The sequence below is a fragment of the Sorangium sp. So ce726 genome (assembly GCF_051521405.1).
Lineage (GTDB): Bacteria > Myxococcota_A > Polyangia > Polyangiales > Polyangiaceae > Sorangium.
This window is the reverse complement of the sequence record NZ_CP150349.1, coordinates 4,756,683-4,779,279: the sequence shown is the minus strand read 5'-3', so window position 1 is coordinate 4,779,279 and position 22,597 is coordinate 4,756,683. Positions and strand designations below refer to the sequence as shown.

Genomic DNA, 22,597 nt, shown 5'->3' with positions numbered 1-22,597 from the left:
GTGGCCGGGTAGCTAAGGCCATCCGCGATGCGAAACAACGCTCCTGAGCGGCTCGTCGCGCGCTGTTCCACGTTCTCCACCCCTGCGCGCCCGGCCGGCGCGAGCCAGGGTGCTGCGCTGGCAGCCCGCCCGACCTCGGGCCGGCGGCTCACGGCGCGCGTCCTGCCGCTGCTCGCAGCCGCGGCGCTCGGCAGCGCGGCGCTGCTGTCGCCTGCGCCCGCGTCAGCGCAGTCGAAGATCGCCGTCGTCGACGTGCGCCGCGCCATGCTGGAGACCGAGGAAGGGCTCCGCGTCCAGGCGACGCTCAAGAAGCTGTTCGACAGCCGCCAGGTGGAGCTCGACACGAAGCGCCGCGCGCTCGACGACGAGCGGGACAAGCTCGACAAGGAGGCGCAGGCGGGCAAGACGCCGAAGGACGTGCTCCAGCGCAGATTCGAGACCTGGCAGCGCCAGGCCGCCGAGTTCCAGGCGACGACGCTCGACGCCCAGCGCGAGATGCAGCGCAAGGAGAGCGAGCTCACGACGCCGATGCTGCAGAAGGTGCTCGGCCTTCTCCGGCGCCTCGCGGCGCAGGAGGGTTACGACCTCATCCTCGACAAGTCGGCCGTGCCCTACTACCGCGCCGATCTCGAGCTCACCGATCGCGCGATCCAGCTGTACAACAGCGGGCAGGCCGGCGAGGCGCCGCCCGCGAAGGGCGCGCCGCCGGCCAAGGTCGCGCCGCCCGCTGCCCCGGCGAAGCCGGCCGCGCCGGCCAAGAAGTAGCCGCGTAGCGTACGTCGCTCACGTCGCTCGAGGAGCGCTCGTGGCTCGCGCCGCGCGGCGCGATATCCTCTGGGCGGGGGCACGGAGCGCGAGCGGGCGCTGCGAGGCCACCTGGCACGGAGGTGGTTCGGTGGGCTCTTTTCTCGTCGGCCGGGGAGCGCGCCTCACGGCCTGCATCGGGCTCGGCGCCGCAGGCGCCCTGGCCGCTCCCGCCGCCTGTCTGTACCCCGAGTACACCTTCGATGAGCCCGAGCCTTCCGGGAGCGCCAGCCGCAGCTCCAGCGGGGACGGGGCGGAGGACTGCGCGAACGGCGCCGACGACGATGGCGATGGCCATATCGACTGCGCCGATCCCGCGTGCGGCGACTTCGTGTGCACGGCGGCCGTGCCGGAGGGCTGGATCGGCTACTTCGCGCTGTTCGACGGGGAGCCCGCGATGGACCCGGGCTGCCCACCCGAGTTCGCCGCGGGGCCGCCGTTCGTTGGAAACCGCGGCCTGTCCGCGCCGCCGGCGAGCTGCACGTGCTCGTGCGGTCCCGCGGAGGGGCAAGACTGCGACCCGGTGGACGGGATGATGATCACCGTCGCGGACGCGCCTTGCGGATCGGAGCCGCACTGCCTCTTCCCGCTCGCGACGCCCGGCTGGGAGGCCCAGGTGTGCAGGGGCCCCGATGGAGTCTTCAGCGACAGGCTGACCTGCGGGCCGAGCAGCAACGCGGACTGCTCAGCGACCACCGGCGCACCGTGCGCGGTGTCGGTCAGCGTGAGCCCGCTCGCGGCCTCTGGCGGCGAGTGCGCGCCGAGCGCCGTGCACGTGCAGAGGCCGGACCCCAGGTGGACACGCCTCGGCCGCGCGTGCGCCGCGGCCGAGCCGCTCGGCCGCGGCTGCAACCTCGGTCAGGTCTGCGCGCCGAAGCCGACGGCGCCGTTCGAGGGCGGCCTCTGCATCGCCAGGGACGGCGACGCCATCTGCCCGCCGGGCCCCTACACGGAGCGGCATGTCTTCTTCACCGACATCGAGGACAGCCGCGGCTGCGACGACGACTGCGCGTGCGGCGCGCCGTCGGGCGGGACGTGCCCGGCGACCGTCGCCCTCTACTCCGACGTGCAGCTGCACACGTGCTCTACGCAGGTGACGGAGCTGCCTGCGGGCAGCTGCATGGACCTCGAGGACAACCCTTCCGTCGTGGGCCGCAAGGTGACGTCGCTCGGCGCGCCCACCGGCGGCGCGTGCCGGCCGAGCGGCGGCACGCCCAGCGGAGAGGCCCGCGGCGCGAGCCCACGGACGTTCTGCTGCCGCACCTGACACGCCCGCTGGCCCGCAGGGCGCCCGGCCTCAGAAGCTGCCGGCGACGCTCAGGCCCGCGAGGTCGGCGCCAGGCGCTTGCGGCAGGACCTCCGCGCGGCGGACGCACGCGCGGGCGCGCCCTCCGGCCGCAGCAGCGGGTGCGCTGGCGCTCGCGTCCGGTTCGGCCGCGGCTGCGCTGCCGCTCATCACGAGCAGGGTGATCCCCGCGGCGACGCCGACGACACCGAGCCCGATCGCCGCCTCGGCGACGCCCGTGTAGAGGCGGCCTCGATCGGCGACCGGCCTGGCGGAAGGAGGGCAGCTCCTGTCGCCGCCGCACAGCGCGTCGAGATCGCTCAGCGTGCCGGCGCGGAGGCCGAGGAAGACCCCACCCACGGCGCCGCTCGCGATCCCGGCGCCGAGCACAGCGAGGCCAGGCACCTTCGACGGACGCGTCGCTAGCAGGCGCGCCGACGCGGCCCTCGGCGGCACCTCCACGGGCGCGCCTCCCGGCGACGCGCTCGCCGGCCGCGGCGGCGCCGGCGGATCGGCGACCGCGATCTCCACGGTCTTCGCGTCCCGCTCCTCGAGCGTGACGGTCTCCCGCACCGCCTCGCGATCGCCGACCCAGGCCGTGACCACGTGGGGCCCTGGATCGACCGGGATGTCGGCGCTGATCTCCGAGGCGCCGAGCGCGGCGCCGTCGAGCAGGATCGTGGCGGTGAGCGCCCCCGCGCCGCGGCGGATCGCGAGCTTCGGGATGCGCGCCTCGAGGTCCTCGATCCGCGCGCCGACGTTCGCGCTGACGTCATTCGCCCGCGGATCCCCGTCGGCTGCAGCCGCGGCGATGCGGTAGTTGCCGAGCGCCGAGACGAGCTTGCCGAGCCGCGCCTCGCACTCCGCGATGTTGAACAGCACCTGCGGCGTCCGCCGCACGCTCGCGACCGCATGGAATTTCGCGAGCGCCGCGGCGCAGTGGTTCGCCGCGCTGAGCGCGACCCCCTCCTGGAAGAGCGCCCGCGCCTCCGCGAGCTCTTCCTTGGACTGGGCCCTCGCCGCGTCCGGCGCGATCAGCGCGGCGCCGAGCGCCGAGGCCGAGATGACCTGCCGCCAGCTGCTCCTCCGAAGTCCGCGTCGCTCCATGCATCCCCCCTGGCGAGCACCGCGCCCCTCTTCGCGCTCGGCTCGGCTCGCCGACGTCCGCGCGCGCCGACATCCGCGCGCCGTTTACCCTACGCGCCGGCGGGGCCGCGTCCAGCGGCCCGGGGCGCCGGAGGCGCGCGCCGCGATCGGCCGCCAGGCCTGGATCGCCTCCTCCTGCGCCACCACGAAGTCGTGCGGATCGAAGCGCACGAAGTGCCCCGTGCGGATGATCAGCTCGCGCTGGAGCAGCCGGCGCTCGCCCGGGGTGACCCGCCCCGTGTCCAGCTCGTCGAGCACGACGTCGGGTGTGTAGGGGCGCCCGCGGCGGTAGCGCGCGCTCATGTCCCAGCCCTGGCAGCGCTCGCGCCAGAAGGCCCGCCAGCGCGCGGCGTCCACCGTGGGCTGCTCCGCCATCTCCGGCGCCGGCGCCTCGGGCAGGTCGTTGGGATCGCTGACCAGCTGCGCGAGCTTGAGCTCGCGGGGCTCGCCCACGTCGGGCTCGGGCGGATCGGCGACGAAGATCTCCTCGTCCTTCACCGCGACCTCCTCCCACATCTCCGCGCCGGTGATCCGCTCCAGCGCGTAGGCCGCGGCGAGCTTCACGTCGCCGTCGACGTCGCGCTCGAGCAGGTCGATGAGGAGCGGCACCGCGGCGGCCGCGCCGGACCAGCCCACGGCGAAGATCAGGCCGCGGCGCGGCGCCTCGGCGACACGCGAGGCGAGGAGCCGCGCGTCGGCCTCGTCCCCCGCGAGCGCGAGCAGGAGCGCCGCGGCGTCCGAGCCGTCGGCCTCGTCCAGCGCGCCGCGCAGCGCGAGCGGGGCGTGCGGGTGATCCGCGAGCGCCATGGCCGTCCAGGCGGCCTCGCGGAGCGCCGGGTCCGGCGCCGCGGTCGACGCGAGCGCCCGCTGGATCAGCTCGGGCAAGCGAGGGCCCGGCGTGCAGCCGAGGTGGTGGAGCGCGCACGCCGCCACGGGGGCCTCGTCGTCCGACGCCGCCGCGACGAGCTCGTCGTCGGTCGCGAAGCCGCGGTAGGCGAGGACGTCGATCGCCATCGCGCGGACCAGCGGCTCGGGCTCGCGGAGCAGGCTGCGCAGCGCGAGCGGCAAGAGCTCGTGCGGGACCAGCTTCAAGGCAGCGCCCAGCGCGTCGATGAACGCCCTGTCCTTGCCGCTCCGGAGCAGCGCGAGCTCGGCCGCGGCGAGCGCGTCGCGGCCGGCGAAGCACCCGAGCACCATCGCGCTCGCGAACGCGACGCTCGCGTCCTTCACGGGCGCGTCGGCCACGAGCCGCGGCACGTGCTCGAGCGCCGGCGCCCCGATCGCCGCGATCACGTCGATGGCCGCGAGCATGCGCCGCTCGAGGATCAGCGCCCCGCGGAAGGGATCGCCGAGCAGCGGCGCCCGCTGCATGCCGACCATCGCGACCTCCTCGAAGCACTCGCGGGTGCGGGCGCGGAGGAAGGCGAGATCGTCGATCGCGTCGCCGATCTCCGGCGCGAAGCCCGGCGGCACAGGGCGCGCAGCTCCCTCATCGGGGCGCGCCGCGGGCGGCCGCACCTCCGCCGCCGCGGGGAGCGCGCCGGGCGCGGGCGCCTGCTGCTTCAGCGCCTCGACGGCGGCCTTGAGCTCCTCGAAGGTGCGCGGCGGCGGGATGGGCGGCGGCGGCTTCGCGACGAGCTCGGCCGGGGGCGGCTCCGGGACCTTGATCTGCGGCGCGAGCGACGCCCGCTGGACCGCGTGCAACCGCGGCCGGTCGCGGCTCGCCAGGATCGGCGGCAGGTCGAGCGGCGGCGTCGGCGGCACGAGGGCGAGCCGCGCCGCGGCTTGCTCGAGCCAGCCGCGCGCGCTCCGGAGCAGCTCGTCCACCGCGGCGAAGCCCGCGTCGAGCCCGATCGCCTGCTCGATCTGAGCGGCGATGTTGTCGGTTTCCGCCAGGGCGGCACGCACGGCGCCGAGGGATTCAGCGCGGCCGTCGAAGGCGTCGTAGATCGCGCTGAGGGCCCGCTCCAGGGCGCGCGCGGGCCCGGTCAGGTCGGTCACGGGTTCGACGTCGTGCTCGAGCGACAGCGCTGCGCGGCGGAGCGCGGCGTGCGCGTTCTCGAGCTTGTCGTGGGCGAGCAGGTCCGTGCCGGCGGGCGCGGAGGGCTGCCCCTCCTGACCGCCGGGCGCGACGAAGGGCAGGTATGAGAAGGACACGCGCCATGAATACACCTGCGCGAAGGAGGCCCCAAGACGCGCGCTGAGGTAGCCTGGCCGGACGATGAAGGATCCTCCGCAGAGCGCGCAGAACGTCGACGACGTCGAGGTGTACGCGACGCTGGCCGCCCGGCTCGCGGACCCGAGCGCCGACCGCGCGGCGCTCCTCGCGGCGCACGGGCTCGACGAGGACGGCTGGGAGGCGCTGGATGACGCCTGGCAGGCGCGGCTCTCCGAGGCGGACGACGAGGACGGCGAGGAGGTCGGCGTGCCGCCGCTCGTCGCCGCCTTCGCCGAGACGTTCGCCAGGGTCCAGCGCGCCCGAGCGAAGAGCGAGCTGTCGTTCGAGCGTTTCCTCGAGGCCGCGCGCGGGTTGAAGCGGGGCACTGACATGGCGACGGTGCTGAGCCGCCTGGACCTGACGCTCGAGGACTACCTGAGCGCGCAGCAGCGATGGACCGCGGCGATGCTCGAGGACGAGGCGCTCATGGCGCGGTTTCAGCGGGCGATGAGGTAACCGGGACGGCCGCGAGGCGACGTCGGCCGCGCCGCCGCAGCGCGCCGCCCGACGGCGATGAGGGGGTATGTTCGTGGACATGGTGGAGCGCGACGAGGAGGTCCGATCGATGCGGCTCGAGGAGATCGCCGCCGTGGCCGGGGCCCTCGAGGCGGGCCTGCCGCGCGACGAGGTGCTCGCCGAGGCGGGGCTCTCGGCCGAGGCGTGGGAGGCGGAGCGGGAGCGGTGGATGTCCAGGCTCGCCGCGCAGGCCGCGCGCGGGCAGCTGCGATCGAGCCGCCGGTACCTGGAGCTCGTCGCCGCGCAGAAGCGCCGCGCCGAGGTGAAGGCGCGGGGCGCGCGCAGGAAGCAGGAAGGGCCGATGCCGGTGGCGCCTGCAGCGCGCATCGCACCGCTGCAGGGGGCGCCTCGGGAGGGGGCGACGCCGCCGCCCGCCGCGAGCGTGAGCGACGAGGGGGCTGCGCGATCTCCCTGGGCCAGGCCGAATGCCGCCGCGCCGCCGCCTGGGGTCGTGCAGCCTTCGCCGTTGCCGCCGGCCGTGCCGTCGCCGTTGCCACCGGCCTTGCCGTCGCCGTTGCCGCCAGCCGTGCCGTTGCCGCCAGCCGTGCCGTCGCCGTCGCTGCTGCCGACGGTGCCATCGTCCCTGTCCATGCCAAACCTGGAGCGGCCGTCGACGGCCCCGCGAGCCCGCATGACGCTCCTCGGCACGACGTCTCTCCCGAACCGGGATGCGCTGCCGTTCCGTCAAGACGTGTCGAGCGCGCCCGCGGTCGAGGGTGCAGCGACGTCACCGGCAGACAGCCCGGACATGGAGATGACGACCATCGGCACGGTCGGCGCGCTGGTGGGCGACAGAGCCTTGCCCTTCTCCGGCACGGCCCCGTTGCCTCCGGCCGACAGCGCTTTGCCCTTCTCACGAACGGCCCCCGTGCCTCCGGCCGACAACGCCTTGCCCTTCTCTCGCCCGGCCCCTGTGCCTCCGGCCGACAGCGCCTTGCCCTTCTCTCGCCCGGCCCCTGCGCCCCCGGCCGACAACGCCTTGCCCTTCTCTCGCCCGGCGTCGTCGCCGCCGGCCGCCAATCCCCTGCCCTTCTCGCAACCGGCCCCCTCACCGCCGGCCGCCAATCCCCTGCCCTTCTCGCAACCGGCCTCCGCGCCGCCAGCCGGCAACGCCCTGCCTTTCTCTCGCCCGGCCTCCTCGCCGCCAGCAGGCAACGCCCTGCCGTTCTCGCGACCGACCCCCTCGCCGCCCGCCGACAACGCCCTGCCCTTCGCTCGTCCGGGCCAATCACCCGCACCATCGCGGCCCGTCAAGGCGGAGATCGCTCCGCAGCCGCCCCAGATCCCGACGGGGAGCTGGGCCCTGCCCTTCCTTCAACCAAGCGCCGTCGAGCCGTCCGCGAGCCCCTCGGCCGCGGAGCCCGCCGCGCAAGCGCACGCCGGCGTGGATGACGACGAGACGATGCGCCGCGTGGAGCGGATCTCCCTCGCGCGGTACGCACGCCTGTGCGCCGACCTGCGCGACCATCCGAATCACATCCCGCAGATCCAGGGCCACTATGGGTTGACCCCACAGAGCTGGATCGCGCTCCACAAGATATGGCATGAGCGCCTCGAGTCCGATCCGGCGCTCAAGGCGCAGTGGCAGGCGCTCGTCGACCAGAGCGCGCAGAGCTGAGGACACCTGCGCTCGAGTCGGGCGCCGTTCAGCGCTCGCGTCGAGAGGCATCGAGGCCCGCCGCGCGCCGGTCCATTTTGATTGACATCGACCATGTGAACGTTCACAGTTCGCTCCAAGGGCATCCTTTTGCTTCGCCCTGGACAGCCTGCGCTCGTGACCTCGCCTGCAGCAATTCGGGGGCGAAGCGCCGTCCGAGCGGCCGTGATCAACGGCTCTGAATCAACAGGTAAGGTGAACATGCGTCGCTCACGAAAACTGGCGAATATGGCTTGTTGCGGGTTCGCGCTCGCCTCGGTCGGGCTCGTCGCGAGCCCCTCCGCGCTGGCCGATTACCCCATCGCCTCGCACCGCTACCTCGCCGACCCGGCCTCGCTGGTGCATGACGGGCGTGTCTACCTCTACGCCTCGAACGACGACGACAACGTCAAAGAGGACGGCTCGGACGACGGCTACAAGATGGCCTCGTTCGTGGCGGTCTCGAGCAGCGACCTGAAGAACTGGACCGATCACGGCGAGGTGCTGCGCGTGCCCAGCGCCGCCTCCTGGGCCACCTTCGCGTGGGCCCCGGCGGTCGTGGAGCGCAACGGCACCATCTACGTGTACTTCGGCAACAACGCGAACGGCATCGGCGTCGCCTCGAGCAACAGCCCGATCGGACCGTTCAAGGACGCGAAGGGCAGCGCCCTGGTGACCTCGAGCACGCCCGGCGCCTCCGGCAACAACATGTGGCTCTTCGATCCGGGAGTCTTCGTCGACGACGACGGCCAAGCGTACCTCTACTTCGGCGGCAACGGAGAGCAGAACGCGCGCATCATCAAGCTGAACGACGACATGGTGAGCGTCTCGGGCTCGGCGATCGCGCTCACGGTCCCGTACTTCTTCGAGGCCTCCTGGATGCACAAGCGCAACGGGGTCTATTATCTGTCCTACTCGACGAACCCCGCCAACGGCATGCGGATCGACTACCTCACGAGCTCGAGCCCCACGTCCGGCTTCACCCACCGTGGCACGGCGGGGCCCCAGCCGCCGAAGAACAACAACAACAACCACGCGGCGATCTTCGAGTTTGGCGGCTCCTGGTACCACGCCTACCACAACCGCGCTGTCGCCACCGATGCCGGAGAGCCCACGGGCTATCGCCGGAGCATCGCGCTCGAGCCGCTCACCTACAAGGACGACGGCTCGATCGTGCCGGTGACCTACACGACGGATGGGGTCAAACAGGTGGGGCACCTCGACCCCTACGCGCGTGTCGAGGCCGAGACCTTCAACGCGCAGAGCGGCATCGAGACCGAGCGCTGCGAGGAGGGCGGGATGAACCTCTCGTTCATCAACGGCGGCGACTGGGTGCGCCTCCGTGGGGTCGACTTCGGCGAAGGGGCGGAGAGCTTCCGCGCGCGCGTCGCGAGCGCCGCGGAGGGGGGCAGCATCGAGCTCCGCCTGGATGCGCGCGACGGCACGCTCGTGGGCACCTGCGCGGTCGAGGCGACGGGGGGCTGGCAGACGTGGGGCGATGCGTCGTGTGAGGTCGACGGCGCCGCGGGTGTGCACGATCTCTATCTGGTGTTCACCGGCGGCACGTCGAACCTCTTCAACATGAACTTCTGGCAGTTTTCGCCCGTCGGTGGCGCGGGCGCCGGCGGGGGCGGCGCGGGGGGAAGCACGAGCGGCGGTGGCGACGGCAGCGCCAGTGGCGTCGGCGGCGGCGTCGTCTCCGGCTCCGGCTCTGGCTCCGGAGGAGCGACCTCGACGGGTGCGGCCACGGGTGGAGGGTCCCCCAACCCGACGCCAGCCGCCCAGGCGTCGTCGGGGGGCACCTCCGGCGGGGAGTCGGGCGATCCAGCCGGTTGTAGCTGTCGCTCCGCGAGCCGCGCTCCGTCCGGCGGTGCCCTCGCGCTGACAGCGCTGCTCGCGGCATCCCTGGGGCTCCGGCAGCGCGGCCGGAGGGGGCGTCGTCCGGGAGTGACGAGCTGAATCGGTAGCCCAGCCGGCGATGGCCACATCGCCGCGGACGCGTGGGGTCAGCCCTCTTCGGGTCCGGGCCCGATCTCCGAGAACCAGTCGTCGAGCTCGGCGAGCGTCCTGGCCCAGGCCACGAGGGCGGCTTCACCTCCCAGACGCAGGAGGAGCGTATCCAGGCACGCGCCGTTGTCATAGCGTCGATCGTACGTGAAGAGAGGCGTGATCTCGGCGATCGTGGGGCGCCACGCCTCGGGTGAGGCGCGCTCCCGCCACACGTCGCACAGGCTCTCTTCCGACATCCAGGGAAACATGCTGCAGAGCGTGTCGTCCGACTCCTCGGGGGGCTCGCGGAGCACCTCCTTCACCGTGTCGGCGACGGCGGCGGACAACCTCTCCCTCGCTTCCGGGGAGAGCGACGGGAACACGGCCGCCCACGCGGACAGCCTGTTCGAGGCGCGGGCAGCGCCGCGCACGAGCGCCGCGAAGCGAGCCGCGCCCTCCTCGCTCTTCAGCGCCTTCCCTACCATCTCGAGCATTCCAGACGCTTCCTCGTCTTCCAGGTCCGGACGCACGAGGCGCTCCACGTCGGAAAACGAGCCCAGAGCGAGCGCGATCTCCAACTCGGCCTGACGTCGGTCGTCGTCCCCTTCCATCGCGGCGCAAAAGCTGGTCGCAAGGTCTCTGTCGCCGAGCTTCACTGCACGGCGGGAGAGCGCCGCGAGCGCGTCGTCAATCTGAGAGCCCATGCATGGCAACACCTTCTGGTGAATGTAGCGGAGCTCCTCCAGCGTCGCCGATTCCGCCCAGTTCTCGATGGCGCGGTCCTGGCCGCGAAAGGCCTCTGGCGGCTCCGAGAAGAACATGCGCGCCAGCTCCGCTCGGACGTCCGCCGTGACGAAGGAGACGAGCTCGGAGGCGACGTAGTTACGGTCAGAGACGTCCGTCCGCTCTCTCACCTCCGCGAGGGGAGCATCCTGCACCTCGGCCGCGAGCCACGGAGGCAGCCGCGCGCAGCGGAGCGGTCCGAGCGCATCCGCGGATCCTCGCGATTCGCCTTGCCAGCGACGGACGAGCGCTCGGGCCTCCTCGGGAACGAGCCGGTTCCATTCACTCTCGGGAACATGAAAGAGAAGGCGCTGTGCCGTGAGCGGAAATCGTTCAGAGGACAGCAGCCATCCCATGGCTCGTTGAACGATCGCGCTCGCTCCCGCCGAGGTCCCCAGGAGCCGCTCCGTCAAGACTTCAAGGCGATCTCCGAGCTTCGGCAAGGTGGAGATCTGCGCGTCCACGTCTTCGAGTCGCTCGGCGCGGCGCTCCTCGGGGTAGAGCGGCGCCAGCAGGGCAGCCCAGAGCGCACGTCTCTCTGGATGGAGCCCGGCGAGGCGCCTGGCCGCCAGCAGCAGAACCTCCTCCCGCGCGGGGGAGCGCAGCCGCTCGGCGATACGCCGGAGCGCACCGATCACGAGCGCTTTCGCGACACGGCGTGATTTCAGCTCGCGCAACACGACGTCTCTGCGGTCTCGCTCGTGCGCCGAACGCGTTGCGCTCGCGCCGGACGCCTCGATCCCTGCAACGGCGCGGTCGGCCTCGCGCAGCAACGGCGTCGGCCACAGGGCGTCCGCCTCGGACACGGCGGGCCGGACCGCCCGCCACAGCCGTAGCCTGTCGTTCTCGCTCAGCGGCTTGGCGAGCTCGATGCCCGCGTCCGGCTGAAAGATCCCCTCGCGGATGGCGCCGGCGACCATCTCCGGGAGCGCGTGCACGAGCGACGTAGTAAGCTGCTCGAAGATCGTACGCAGCCGCAGCGCCTGCACCATGCACCGACCGCGCGCGGCCTCCGACGTCGCCTCGCCGAACGCCGCGTGGCTTCGCCGCCATGCGGCGACGACGAGCGCACGAAAGCCGAAGGCGCCGCCATCCAGGGGTTCCCAGGCGGCTCGCATCGGTTCTGCGATCACGCGATCGAGCTCCTCCGCCGTGGCATCGTGTCGCAAGAAGTGCATCGATCCGTACCGAATGGCGTAATCCGCTCGTGAAATGGGAGCGCCGCGCCCTTCGGAGCGGCCATCCAGGGTCGCCCGGACATGTGAGGTCAAGAGTGCCCGCCCACGAGCATCGCCCGGAGGGCCCAAGCGCAGCGCAAGGTCTTTCCCGAGAGCTCGATGATGGAACGCGGTGCCATACGCCGTGCGACAGAGCCATGGATCGAGCTCACGCAAGGTGGCACCCACGCGGGCCTCGGCCCGATCGCCGCCCACGATCTGGACCAGCTCCGCTTCCGCGATCGGCCCGCTGGCGGCGCTCAAGACGCACACGGTTTCCGCGTCGACGTCATCGGGCAACGCCGCAACGGAGCGCTCCGACGGCATCTCAAGGACGACCTCCGACCAGCCATTCAACCAATCAAGAGCCTCTCCCCAGCGCGCGGCCGTCACACCGGCATCATCGTCCACCGACACCCACACGCTGACGTGCTCGGGCAGCCCCGCCGTCCATCCGATACGCGACCATACGGCCGGATCATCGTTCTCGTGGGCACCATCGAGGACGAGGAGCAGCGGTATCTCGGGGTTCTCGTCACCGTCGAGGATCGGTCGGATGTCATCTGCCACGCGCGGGGCGAGCGCGCGCTCGGATGCCTTCCTGGAGGTCAACGCTCCGAGCCGCGCATGCAGCGCGGCGACCCATATCGAGGGATCCGCCATGCCGCCGTGGACCGAGATCGGGATGAACGCCACGCGGGCCAGCCCTCGTTGCGTGAGATGCAGACAGAACGCCCCGAGCAGAGCGTTCGCGCCAGAGCGCGCAGAAGTCCTGATCAAGGCCCGTCTGCCTGGGCGGGAGCTCGCCCAGAGCGCTTCCAAGGCTGACCACGGGCCCTGCTCGGACGAGGCTGGAGCACCCGGCTCGCCGTGAAGCCAGCCCGCCACGGCCGGCGAGGCGAGAAGGGCCCGCGTGACCTGCCAGACCCCGTCCGGCGCGCGCTCCAGCCCGCCGAGCAAGCCCGAAATCGCAGCTTCTTCGCCGATGTCTGCCATCGCTACTTCCGGGTCGGGTCGGTGTTGTCGTCCTCCGGCGGCACGAACTTCGGATCCGGCGGCGGCGGTTGCTTGTCCGGTCGCTTGTAATTGCCTTGCTCGTCCTGGAATGCGCTCGGATCGCGCGAGTTCTTCTGCTGCGAGCCGTCCGGGTTCAGCTTGGGGACGACGTTGGTCGCGGATGGATTCTCCCGCGCCACGTTCTTCCCCGGATCGTTCCTGTCCGGATCGTAGACGCCGTCCGTCTTGTGATCCCACTTCTTCCCATTGTACATGACGCCACCCTTGGCGTCACCCGTGGTGAGCCCAGCTCCCTTCTTGGCCTCGTCGGACACACCCTTGTTCGGATCAGCATTGATATTGTCCGGATGGATGCCTAGCTCGCGGAAGACCTGCGCGCAGAACGGACAAGGCTTCTCCGAGGAATCCTTGGGTTTCCCTTTCTTCGAGTGCGCCTCGATCTTCGCGCCACGGCGGTATTCCTCGCGCAGCTCGTTCCGGACTCGGGCGTTCCTCTCGGCCTCGGACATCTTCGCCCACTTCTCGCAATCCTTGCCGTTCGCATCCTTGCTAAGGCGCTGCCGGATGTCCTTGGCCTGCTGGTTCAACCCGTCGATCTCGGCGCATCTGCCTGCCTTGCTGGACGCGTTCGGCTTGACCTTGCCGTCGGCGTCCAGGTTTCGAGGATCGCTGTCGGGCTTGCTGGGGTCCTTGAATTTCTCGCGGGAGTTCGATACCGCGTCCTTCAGCGCCGGGTCGAGGTCGTCGTCGCTCTGGACGGTCGAGCTCTTCCCCTGGATGTCCGGCCGCGGATTTCCGTTCGCGTCCTTCCGCCCCGTGGTGGTCGAGAACATCAACCCGGTGGGGTCCACCATCTTCGTGGGCCGATTCCCCGCATAGGAGAACCCGTTCTGCCCGCCGAGCAGGCCGACCGGGTCGACGCTGATGTACCGTCCTACCGCGGGGTCGTAGTAGCGATAACGGTTGTACGCGAGGCCCGTCTCGTCGTCGTAGTACTGCCCGAGGAACCTCAGCGGCGTCTCCGTGCGCGCGCCTTCCCGCGGGCGCGCGGCGCCCCACACCGTGCGGTCGAGATCACAGGCGACATTCCCGGCGGCGTCGAGCAGGCGCTCCGGTCGGCCGACAGGGTCGTTCAGGTAATAGTACCACTCCGCCGACACAGCGTCGTCTTCGCCGCTCCTGGCGTCCTTCTGCGCCCACGGCGCCGACGTCTCCTCGTCGGTGCAGTACGTCCTCTCCTGGGTGACCCGCTCGCCCTGCGGGCCCCACTCGCGTTTGATCTCATGAACGAGCGTGTCCCCGTCCCAGATGAACCGCGTCGTGGACAGCGTGTCCAGGCGCCCGCCTTCGTCTCTCCTGAGCACGCGCTTCTCGAGGCGCCGGGCAAAGGGGTCGTAGGCATGCTCGATCCGGATGCCGTCGGGGCGCACCACAGCGCTCAGGAGACCCGCGCCGTTCCATTCGTAGCTCGTCGTGGCTTCCTGGCCGCTCGGCATGACCACGCGGCGCTTGATCAGCCTCCCGTCGCCGTCCCACACGTACGACACGGGACCGCGCCGGAGCAGCACGTTGCCGGGCCCGTACTCGCGCTCCGGCGCGCCGGTGCCGAGCTCGCGCACGTTCCCCTCCGCGTCGTACCGGAAGTGCTCGCCCTGCCCGTGGACATCGGTGCGCGCCAGCACCTGCCCGCGCGGATCGTGCTCCCATCGCTCCGCGCCCGAGCGATCGTCGTCGATCGCGGCCACATCGCCCTGCGGCGTGTAGTGGACCGATTGCCGGAGGGTGAGGTCATGGGGGAGCGCCCCGATCCAATCGGGCTGCCCTGCGGCCACCACAGGGCCTGTGACCCCGCGAGACACGGTGCGCTGGACCATGCGGTCGAGCCCGTCATAGACGACATCCACACGCCCGCCGCCGGGCAAATAGCGAGCGGTCTCTCGCCCGAGCGCGTCGCGGACGACGCCGAGCTCCTCGTTGCCGTCGAGCGTCACCCGCAGCGCGCGGCCGGCGACGTCGCGCACCCAGGTCTGGCGATGTCCGCGGGAGGTCTTCCGCTCGACGACATTGCCCATCAGATCATGCTTCGTCTCGACCGAGAACGTCTCGCCGCCGCTCACCTGCCGCTCGCACGTCACCCAGCCCAGGAGGTTGCGCTCGAAAAAGATGTCGCCCGAAGGGCCGTGCGCGGCAATGATGTAATCCAGCTCGTCGTACTCGAACGTCTCGACGCCGCCGTCGGGGTACTGGTGCTCCACGACGCGACCGACGAGGTCGTACACATATCCGGTCTTCTCGCCGAGGCCGTTCTCGAACTCCAAGACACGCCCCATGGCGTCGTAACGATAGCGAAGGGTGCGGCCGTCGAAGGTGACCTCCTCCGAGACGAGCCTGGCGGCGTTCAGCCGGATGCGGTGCACCTCTCCGTGGCTGTTGTGCACCTCGACGAGGCGCCCCTCGCGGTTGTAACGATATTTGCTGATCCGCCCGTCGGGCTCTCGCGTCTCGACGATGCGGTTGTACCCCGCGTAGCGGTGCGCGGTGGTGTGGCCGTTCGGGTGCCAGATCGACGTGCAGTTTCCCGACGGATCGTACTCGTAGCGCGTCACGCCACCGTCCGGCGTTCGCTCGGATCGGAGGCGGCCGGCGTCGTCGTGGGCGTACGTGACCATCGCCCCCGACGCGTCGAGCATGCTCTGGCGGCGGCCCCAGTAGTCGTACGTGTACTGCGTCACCGCGCCCGTGGGGTCGGTCCGCTCGATGAGGTTTCCGTGATCGTCGTACCTGTACAGCGTCTGCCCGCCGTTCGGCGCGACGGTGCGCGTGGTGAGCCCGCGGCGATCGAAGTGCACCTCGAAGGTGGCGCCGATGGCGTCGCGCCACACGAGCCCGCCCGTGAGGCGCCCGGTCTCGATGACGCCCCCGGCAGGATCGACCGCCCTCCGGATGTGCCCGTCGGCGTCCCGCTCGAACGTTGTCACGCGGCCGAGAGCATCCGTGATCCGGAGCTCCCGCCCGCGGGCGTCCCGCTCCCAGCGGGTCGTCGCCCCCGTCGCGTCGGTGAACGACAGCAGGTTTCCCCACGCGTCGTACGTGCGGCCGAAGACGCCGGCGGCCGTGACCGCCTTGTCGACGCTCCCGAAGTCGTTTCCGAAGAAGCGCTCGACCGAGATCGAGTCGGCCGCCTCCACGTAGTTGTCAGGCCCGTACTCGAGCTTCGTGTGAAAGATGCCCTTGGCGGCCGTGGTCCCGTCCGCGAGCACCGCCGGGACATCGGCGGCGAGGCTCTCGTCCTCGCGCCCCGGGTACGCGCCCCAGGTCTCGACGCACCGCGCCTCCCCGTCATAGACGAAGTAGAAGCAAAGGCCCGTCGGGTGCTCCTGGCACGTCAGGAGATGGTCCGTATACGTATATCGGGTCGCCGCGCCCATCGCGTCCTCGGCGAGCACCAGGTCCCCCGCGTCGTCGTAACGATACCGCGCGAACGGGACCAGCTGGCCCCGATGCGGCGCGTTCTTCACCTCGAACGACGCGATGCGCCCTTCCCTCGTGGCGCGGACCTCGACCCTGCGACCGACCGAGTCGACGATCTGCGCCAGGACACCGTCCTTGTAGAAGAACGAGATCCGGTTGTCGTGGGAGTCGGTCTCCGCCGACAGGAGGTACCGGTCTTGCCAGGCGTGCTCGAAGACGAGCCACCGGCCGTCACCCCGATCGAGCACGAAGCCGGTCTGGCCGCGGACGAGCAGCCACCCGGAGGGGCCCACCGCCGACTCGCCGACGCGCATGGGCGTGAAGTCGACGTACATGCCGTTCCCGGTCCAGAGCCTCGTCCGGCCGCGGTGTACCTCCACCTCCCACGCGTACGAGTGGTACCAGCCGCGCCCGAGCCCGACGTCGCGGTCGCGCGCGGCGCTCGTGTAGCTGCGCGTCAGCGTCAGCGGCAGCGGGCCCGGCAAGTGCACGTCGGTGACGGGGATCGTGAAGACACGGCCTGTCACGATGTCGACAGGGTCTCCCTTGGAGCCTTTGCCGCTCCCCTTCTTCCCGTGATGGTTGGGGCACGACCCGCCGTTCTGGCCGGAGCCGCAGGCGCCTTTGCCGCCCCCCGACGCGTTGTCGCCCCCGTTCTTGCCGTTCGCGCCTTTCTTGTCCTTGCCCGCGCCGCCTCCGCGGCCGCCGGCCCCGCCGCCGTCGCCGCCGCCGCCGAGAACGAAGACTCCGGGGTTCATCCCCGGGATGGCCGGGATGTTGGGGACAGGTGCCGTTCGCATTGCTGTTTCTACGCTCCCTGAGTGAAAGCTATGACAGCCGAGCCTTCCAGCGGACACGCGGTGCGTGCCGTCAATTCAACCGCAAGAGCCTCCCGACGATCCGGAACAGCCCGCGCGACGCGGCGCTGATGCGGCTGCCCACGACCTCGATGTCGCCGTCCTGGCGAATGCGGACCGCGCCTCGGCCGGAGCGGAGCAGCAGCTCCTGCTCCGCCTCGATGGCGACGGTGTTCGCCTTGAGGTGGAGGGTGTGCGGCCGCTGCGTCGTGAGGGCCGCGACGATCAGCGGGGGCTCGCCCTCGCAGAGCTCGACGAGCACGGCGTCCCCGCGAGCGCGGGCGTCGGCGATCACCTCGGGATCGACGTCGGGCGCGATCTGGGCGTCGACGGGCCCCTCCGCGCCACGGACGTGGATCGACGCCTTCCGCCCCGCGATCGAGGCGACGCGCGCGGTCCGCATGGCGGCGCCGAGCGGCTGCGCCTTCCGCGCCGGGAGCGGCGCCGCGGCCGGCTCGGCGAGCACGTCGTCCAGGGTCACGCGCGGCGACTCGGACGCCTCCTCCGCCGTGGCCCCGGCGTCCGGCTCCTCCAGCGAGAGCGGCGCGGAAGCCCCCCGCGAGCCACCGTCGAAATGAGTCGCCATCAGACCTCCGAGACCTTCTTCGGCAGCTGGATCTTCGGCGCCAGGATGGTCACGAGCGGGGACGTGATGGTGACGCCGGCGCCGTTGATCACCACCTCGCTGGCGCCGCACTTGAACACGATGGCGCCCTTCGCCTCCACCTTGTGGAAGGCCCCGATGAACGTCGCAGGCCCCACGGCCTGCACAACGTGCGACCCCTTGAGCTTGTCGACGACCGCGCCGCCCACCATCGAGGTGCGCGAGCCGGTGACCGTCTCGCTCTCGCCCCCATTGCTGAGGACGACCAGGCCCGTCGCCTTCTCGGTCTTCGAGCCCGTGACGCTCTCGGCGTAGCTGCCGAACGCCACCTGCACCGTCGCGGCGCCGACGTCGATCGTCTTCTTGCCGGTCACGTTGTTGTCGATGTCCTGGATCGCGCCCAGGACCTTCATCGAGCCCACGTCCTCCTTGTGGGTGCCCGTGACCTTGGCGGTCGTGTGCCCGGGCCCCTTCTCGCGGTCGGTCGCGTCGACGCCATCGACGGCGCCGTCCGGCCCGCCGACGTTGGCCGTCGACCCGCCGCCGCCGCCGCCCCCGTCCATGCCGAGGGCCGAGGCGAGCGCCTCCGGCTTCACGAAGACCTTCCCGGCGAGGCTGCTCTGCGCCACGTTCGACGCGATCGAGGCGAGCATGTTGGGCGCTGCGGCGCCCGGCGCGCCGCCGGCAGCGCCGCCGCCGCCGCCGCCTCCGCCGCCCATCGAGGCCGCGAGCTGGCTCGCGCCGGGGATGCCCGACGCGCCCGCGATCATCCCGGGCATGCGGCTCATGTCCCCGCCGGCGACGGCCTGCATCGCGCCCGCGACCCCCGCCGCCTTCTGGGTCAGCCCGTTGATCGGCGCCATCACCTGGTTGATGGCGCCGTCGACCTGCCCCTGGACCGCCGCGATCGCGTTGTTGGCCATCACGCTCGCGAACTGCACCGCCGCCTGCGCCGCGAGCGCGAGCATCGCCTCGAGGGGGTTGCCGTCCATCTCGAACTGGTTGCCGCCCACGGTGGTCGTCGCGTTGCCCTTCGCCGTCAGCGCCGACACCGCGTTCACCTCGACGTTGCGGTTGCCGCCGACGCTGATCGTCTGGTTCGCACCCACCGTGTTCTGCGAGCCCTTCGTGATCTTCGTCGTCTGGTTGCCGCCGACCTCGAGCGACGCGTTGTTCCCGACGACCGACGTCTCGTTGTTGCCGATGTTCCGCTTGGCGTTGTTCGCCGCGACCGTCTTCATGTCGCGCTGGGCGTGCACCATGATCTCCTCGGAGCCCGCCTTGTCCTCGAAGCGGATCTCGTTGGCTCCGCCGCCGCCAGGCGTGCTCGAGGTCTGGATCGCCGTGCGGGTCTTGCCCTCCGGCAGCGCGTACGGCGGCATGTAGACGCCGTTGTAGAGGCGCCCGGTCACGATCGGCCGATCGGGGTTCCCCTCGAGGAACTCGACGATCACCTCCCAGCCGATGCGCGGGAGCATCATCGAGCCGGAGGTCTGGAGCTGCGCGACCCGCATCCAGCACGACGCCTTGTCGTCAATCACGTCGCTGCGATCCCAGTGGAACTTCACCTTGCAGCGGCCGAACTCATCGGTATGGATCGCCTCGGTCTGGGAGCCGGCGGGCGCCACAACCGTCGCTGTCTGCGGCCCCTCGATGAGCGGGATCGGCGTGATGCGCCGCGGCCTGTACTTCACGTCAGCCGGCACGAGGCGCGCCCGCGCCCTGGAGCGCGGCGTCGCGCGCTCGCCGCCGCTCGCGTCGTCGTCCTCGTGGACGTAGGTGTGCTTCACCGCGAAGAGGAAGTACTCGCCGTCGAGCTCGCCGGAGTCCGTGATCGTGAGCTTCTGGCCGACCGCGAGGCGCGAGCAGACGGTGTCGATCTCGATCGTGTGCCGCTCGACCTGCTCCTCCTCCAGGCGGATCTGCGCGAGCCGCTGCCCCTCGCTCGGCTCGAAGTAGCCGCCCGGGTAGTCGTAGCGCTCCAGCGCGTCGTTCTCGCCCGACGTCACGGTCGCCGTGAGGTCGAGCTTCGGCCGCTTGAAGTCGAAATCGCGGAGGACGAACTTGCCGGAGCGCACCCGCTCGAGCTCGCGGATCGAGTAGATCGCGTCGCGCTCGTCGGCCGCGAGGAGCCCGGTGCGCCGGCGGAACGGCAGCGCGGGGTCGCCCGCGATCGGCCCGGCGACGGTGCTGTCGTCGTCGAAGACGAGGAGCTCGCCGTCGGCGTCCACCTCGACGAAGCTGTAGATGCCCTCGTGCTCCATGAGCCGCGAGATGAACGCGAGCGCGCTCTCCTGGTACTGCACGCAGTACTCGCGCTTCGGACAGTCGCCGCTCAGCCGCCACGCGACCCGGGTCACCCCGTGATCCTCGAGGACCTTCGCCACGATCTCCTTGGCGCTCATGTCCTGGAAGATCCGCGAGTCGACGCTGCGCGCGAGGAGCGCGAGCGAGGAGACGACGCGGACGGCGTAGCGGACGCCCAGGAGCCCCTCGATGCCGAGCTCGGTGGAGCCGATCGAGGTCGCGGCCTCCACGATGCCCGCGATGACGCGCGGCACCTCCCCGGGCGCGCCGAAGGAGAGCGCCGCGGGCTTACCGATCATCGCCTCGAGCTCCTGGTACGTGTGGAGGTACACCTCGACGTCGAGGACGAGCGGCCTGCCGGCCTCGTGGATCGACTCGAAGCGGAGCACCCGGGCCGCGGGGACCTCCTCGATCGTGAAGTGCGCAATCGTCTCGCGTGCCACGTTCGCCTCCTCCTCAGTTGTCGAGCACCAGCGCGGCGGTGTCGGAGACGTCGCCGTCGAGCTTCGCAGAGACGCCGATGATCGCGACGCTCGCGGGCGTCAGCGAGAGGATCGACGCGCCCATGACCAGCGTGAGCGCGCCGGTCGCCTCGAAGACCGCGTTGTTCGCCTTGACGAGCTGCGCGCCCCCCGCGAGCTCGGTGTAGTTGGCGAGCGAGCTCTCCACGCGGTTCCCGTTCGCCACGTTGACGATCGCGCCGCCGACCTTCACGTTCATCGATCCGCCGACCTGGACGCCGCGGCCCGACTTGACCGCGATCACCTTCGCGCCGGTGGCCGTCTCGCTCCGGTCGCCCTGGACCGTCACGGAGCGGTGCCCCAGCGCGAGCTCGATGAGCGCCGCCCCGACCTCGTGGTTGAAGCCGGCCAGGGTCTGATCCGTGACCGAGCCGACCACGAGATCGATCTGGTTGCCGGACACCGTGAGCGAGCTGTTGCCGGTGACGTCGCGCTTGTGATCCCCGCCGATCTTCATGTCGCGGTTCCCGCCGATCGAGAGCGAGTGATTGCCGCCCATGTCGTCCACGTGGAAGGTCTCGATCTTCATCGACTGGTTGCCGGAGACCGAGAGCGTCTGGTTCGACCCGATGCTGGTCGTCATGCTGTCCGTGACGTTCGTCGTCTGGTCCGCGCCGATCTTCTTCTTGTGGTTGTTGCCGATCGACTCGGTCGCGTTGTTCTTCACCTCGGTGGACATGTCCTTCGAGGCGTTGATGAACATCTCCTCGCCGCCCTTCGCGTCCGACATCCGGAGCTCGTTGGTGCTGCCCCCGCCCGGCGTCGTCGCGGTCTGGAGGGAGCTCTTCCCTGCCTCCTTCGGGAGCGCGTAGGGCGGCGGCGTGAGCGCGTTGTACATGCGGCCCATCACGAACGGCCGGTCCGCGTCGCCCTCGACGTGGCGCACGGTGACCTCCCACCCGACGCGCGGCAGCAGCATCGATCCGCCCGTCGGCACCTGGCTCGTGCGGATCCAGCGGCTCGAGGTGTCGTCCTTCTTTCCGGAGCGATCCCAGTGGAAGGAGACCTTCACCTGTCCGCTCGCGTCGGTGTGGATCTCCTGCCCCGAGGGCCCGGTGGTCATCGCGGTCTGCGTGCCCGGGATCACCTGCTCGCGGGCCCGCCGCGGGGGCCGGTAGCGCGTGCTCCCGGTCGGCACGCCCCAGAACTCGCAGCTCGACTGGAGGTCGCGCGCGGTGTCCTCCGCGCCGGCGCGGCCGGAGAGCTCGAAGTTCCGCGGCCGGCTGCCGGCGATGCGCGCGCGGACCACGAGGTACTCCTGGTTGAGCGGGTCGTAGGGGTGGCCGTCGACCGAGAAGCGCCGGCCCGGGAGCAGCGCGAGCGAGCCGGTCTCGCCGTGCACGACGTCGCGCTCCGCCTGCACCGAGTCGAGCAGCACCTTGGCGAGCCGCTCCGCGACGCTCGCGTCGGCGGTGCGCGCCGGGTGCTCGTAGATCTCGAGCACGTGCTCCCCGGGATCGCTCCCCTCGGCCGACGCCTCCGGCTTCGTCGAGGGCTTCTCCGGGTCGTAGTCGCGGACGAACACCTTGTCGCTCCGCACGGAGACCTCCCGCGAGAGGCGGACGACGCGATCCGCGAAGCCCTCGACGCCGAAGTCCTGGAAGAACGGCAGCGACGTCGCGCCCTCGATGTCCTCGAGGCCGGTCGGCGAGTCGCCGAAGACGAGGACGTCCTCCTCGTCCTTCATGTGGATCGCGAAGTAGATCCCCTCCTCGGCGAGGAGGCGGTGCACGAAATCGAGGTCCCGCTCGCGGTACTGGACCGTGTAGACGCGCGCCGGGTGGGGCTCGGACACGCGCCAGTCCTGCTGGCCCGCGGGCACGCCAGCGCCCTCGAGGACCTCCTTCACGATGTCGACAGCGCTCTTGTCCTGGAAGATCCGGCAGTCGGAGCGCTGCCCGAGGTTCCAGAGCGCCGGCGCGACCTCGATCCGCAGCGTGGGCACGTCGTCGGGATCGGGCACGAGCTCGGCGAGGACGATGGTCCCGGCGAAGGTGCGCGTCTGCGTGTCGTCGCTGCGCGACAGCGTGAACACCGCGCGCTTGCCGAGGACCTCCTTCGGCCTCGGCAGCGCCGCCTCGTCGTCGAGCAGCTCGCACTCGAGGCGGGTGAGCTCCGAGAGCTGCTCCGTGAGCTCGAAGCGCAGCACCCGGTAGATCTTGCCCTCCACGTTGAGGGAGGGGATCGCGAGGACATGATGATCAGCCACTCTTCACCTCACCAGGG

12 protein-coding genes are annotated in these 22,597 nt (G+C 71.2%); 5 read left to right on the top strand and 7 right to left on the bottom strand.

The genetic code is table 11. The features are described 5' to 3' along the window. Positions 1 to 27: 27 nt before the first annotated feature. Complete coding sequence (locus tag WME79_RS17865; RefSeq protein WP_437537164.1) at positions 28 to 765, top strand: OmpH family outer membrane protein; 738 nt, start codon at positions 28 to 30, stop codon at positions 763 to 765. 130 nt (positions 766 to 895) lie between these two features. Next, positions 896 to 2,071 (top strand): hypothetical protein, encoded by a 1,176-nt coding sequence (locus WME79_RS17860; protein WP_437537161.1) that lies wholly within the window; start codon positions 896 to 898, stop codon positions 2,069 to 2,071. Positions 2,072 to 2,101: 30 nt separating this feature from the next. Here the strand turns inward: WME79_RS17860 and WME79_RS17855 are convergent, their stop codons facing one another. Next, positions 2,102 to 3,196 carry a hypothetical protein gene (locus WME79_RS17855; RefSeq protein ID WP_437537158.1) on the bottom strand — a complete coding sequence of 365 codons (1,095 nt, stop codon included), beginning with the start codon at positions 3,194 to 3,196 and terminating at the stop codon, positions 2,102 to 2,104. A gap of 84 nt (positions 3,197 to 3,280) precedes the next feature. Further along, on the bottom strand, positions 3,281 to 5,392 hold the full coding sequence (locus tag WME79_RS17850) for a hypothetical protein (protein ID WP_437537155.1): 2,112 nt from the start codon (positions 5,390 to 5,392) through the stop codon (positions 3,281 to 3,283). 64 nt (positions 5,393 to 5,456) lie between these two features. Here WME79_RS17850 and WME79_RS17845 point away from each other — a divergent pair, with 64 nt between their 5' ends. From WME79_RS17845 to WME79_RS17835, 3 genes are all read left to right on the top strand, one after another. Next, positions 5,457 to 5,909, top strand: a complete 453-nt coding sequence (locus WME79_RS17845; protein ID WP_437537153.1) for a hypothetical protein — start codon at positions 5,457 to 5,459, stop codon at positions 5,907 to 5,909. Positions 5,910 to 5,976: 67 nt separating this feature from the next. Beyond that, entirely contained in the window at positions 5,977 to 7,587 is a 1,611-nt protein-coding gene (locus WME79_RS17840; RefSeq protein WP_437537150.1) for a hypothetical protein, read from the top strand. A 267-nt stretch (positions 7,588 to 7,854) separates the two neighbouring features. Beyond that, entirely contained in the window at positions 7,855 to 9,564 is a 1,710-nt protein-coding gene (locus WME79_RS17835; RefSeq protein WP_437537148.1) for a glycoside hydrolase family 43 protein, read from the top strand. Positions 9,565 to 9,611: 47 nt separating this feature from the next. On the opposite strand, the gene WME79_RS17830 is transcribed toward WME79_RS17835, so the two are convergent. From WME79_RS17830 to WME79_RS17810, 5 genes are all read right to left on the bottom strand, one after another. Next, positions 9,612 to 12,590: a hypothetical protein gene (locus tag WME79_RS17830; RefSeq protein ID WP_437537145.1), complete on the bottom strand. Its 2,979-nt coding sequence runs from the start codon at positions 12,588 to 12,590 to the stop codon at positions 9,612 to 9,614. Positions 12,591 to 12,592: 2 nt separating this feature from the next. Then, positions 12,593 to 16,882: an RHS repeat-associated core domain-containing protein gene (locus WME79_RS17825; protein ID WP_437537142.1), complete on the bottom strand. Its 4,290-nt coding sequence runs from the start codon at positions 16,880 to 16,882 to the stop codon at positions 12,593 to 12,595. A gap of 70 nt (positions 16,883 to 16,952) precedes the next feature. Continuing rightward, on the bottom strand, positions 16,953 to 17,525 hold the full coding sequence (locus tag WME79_RS17820) for a hypothetical protein (protein WP_437537139.1): 573 nt from the start codon (positions 17,523 to 17,525) through the stop codon (positions 16,953 to 16,955). After that, on the bottom strand, positions 17,525 to 20,293 hold the full coding sequence (locus WME79_RS17815; RefSeq protein WP_437537136.1) for a type VI secretion system Vgr family protein: 2,769 nt from the start codon (positions 20,291 to 20,293) through the stop codon (positions 17,525 to 17,527). The genes WME79_RS17820 and WME79_RS17815 overlap by 1 nt, the downstream gene beginning before the upstream one ends. Before the next feature lie 13 nt (positions 20,294 to 20,306). Then, a complete protein-coding gene (locus WME79_RS17810) occupies positions 20,307 to 22,580 on the bottom strand; it encodes a type VI secretion system Vgr family protein (protein WP_437537133.1) in 2,274 nt (757 codons plus the stop codon). Positions 22,581 to 22,597 lie beyond the last annotated feature (17 nt).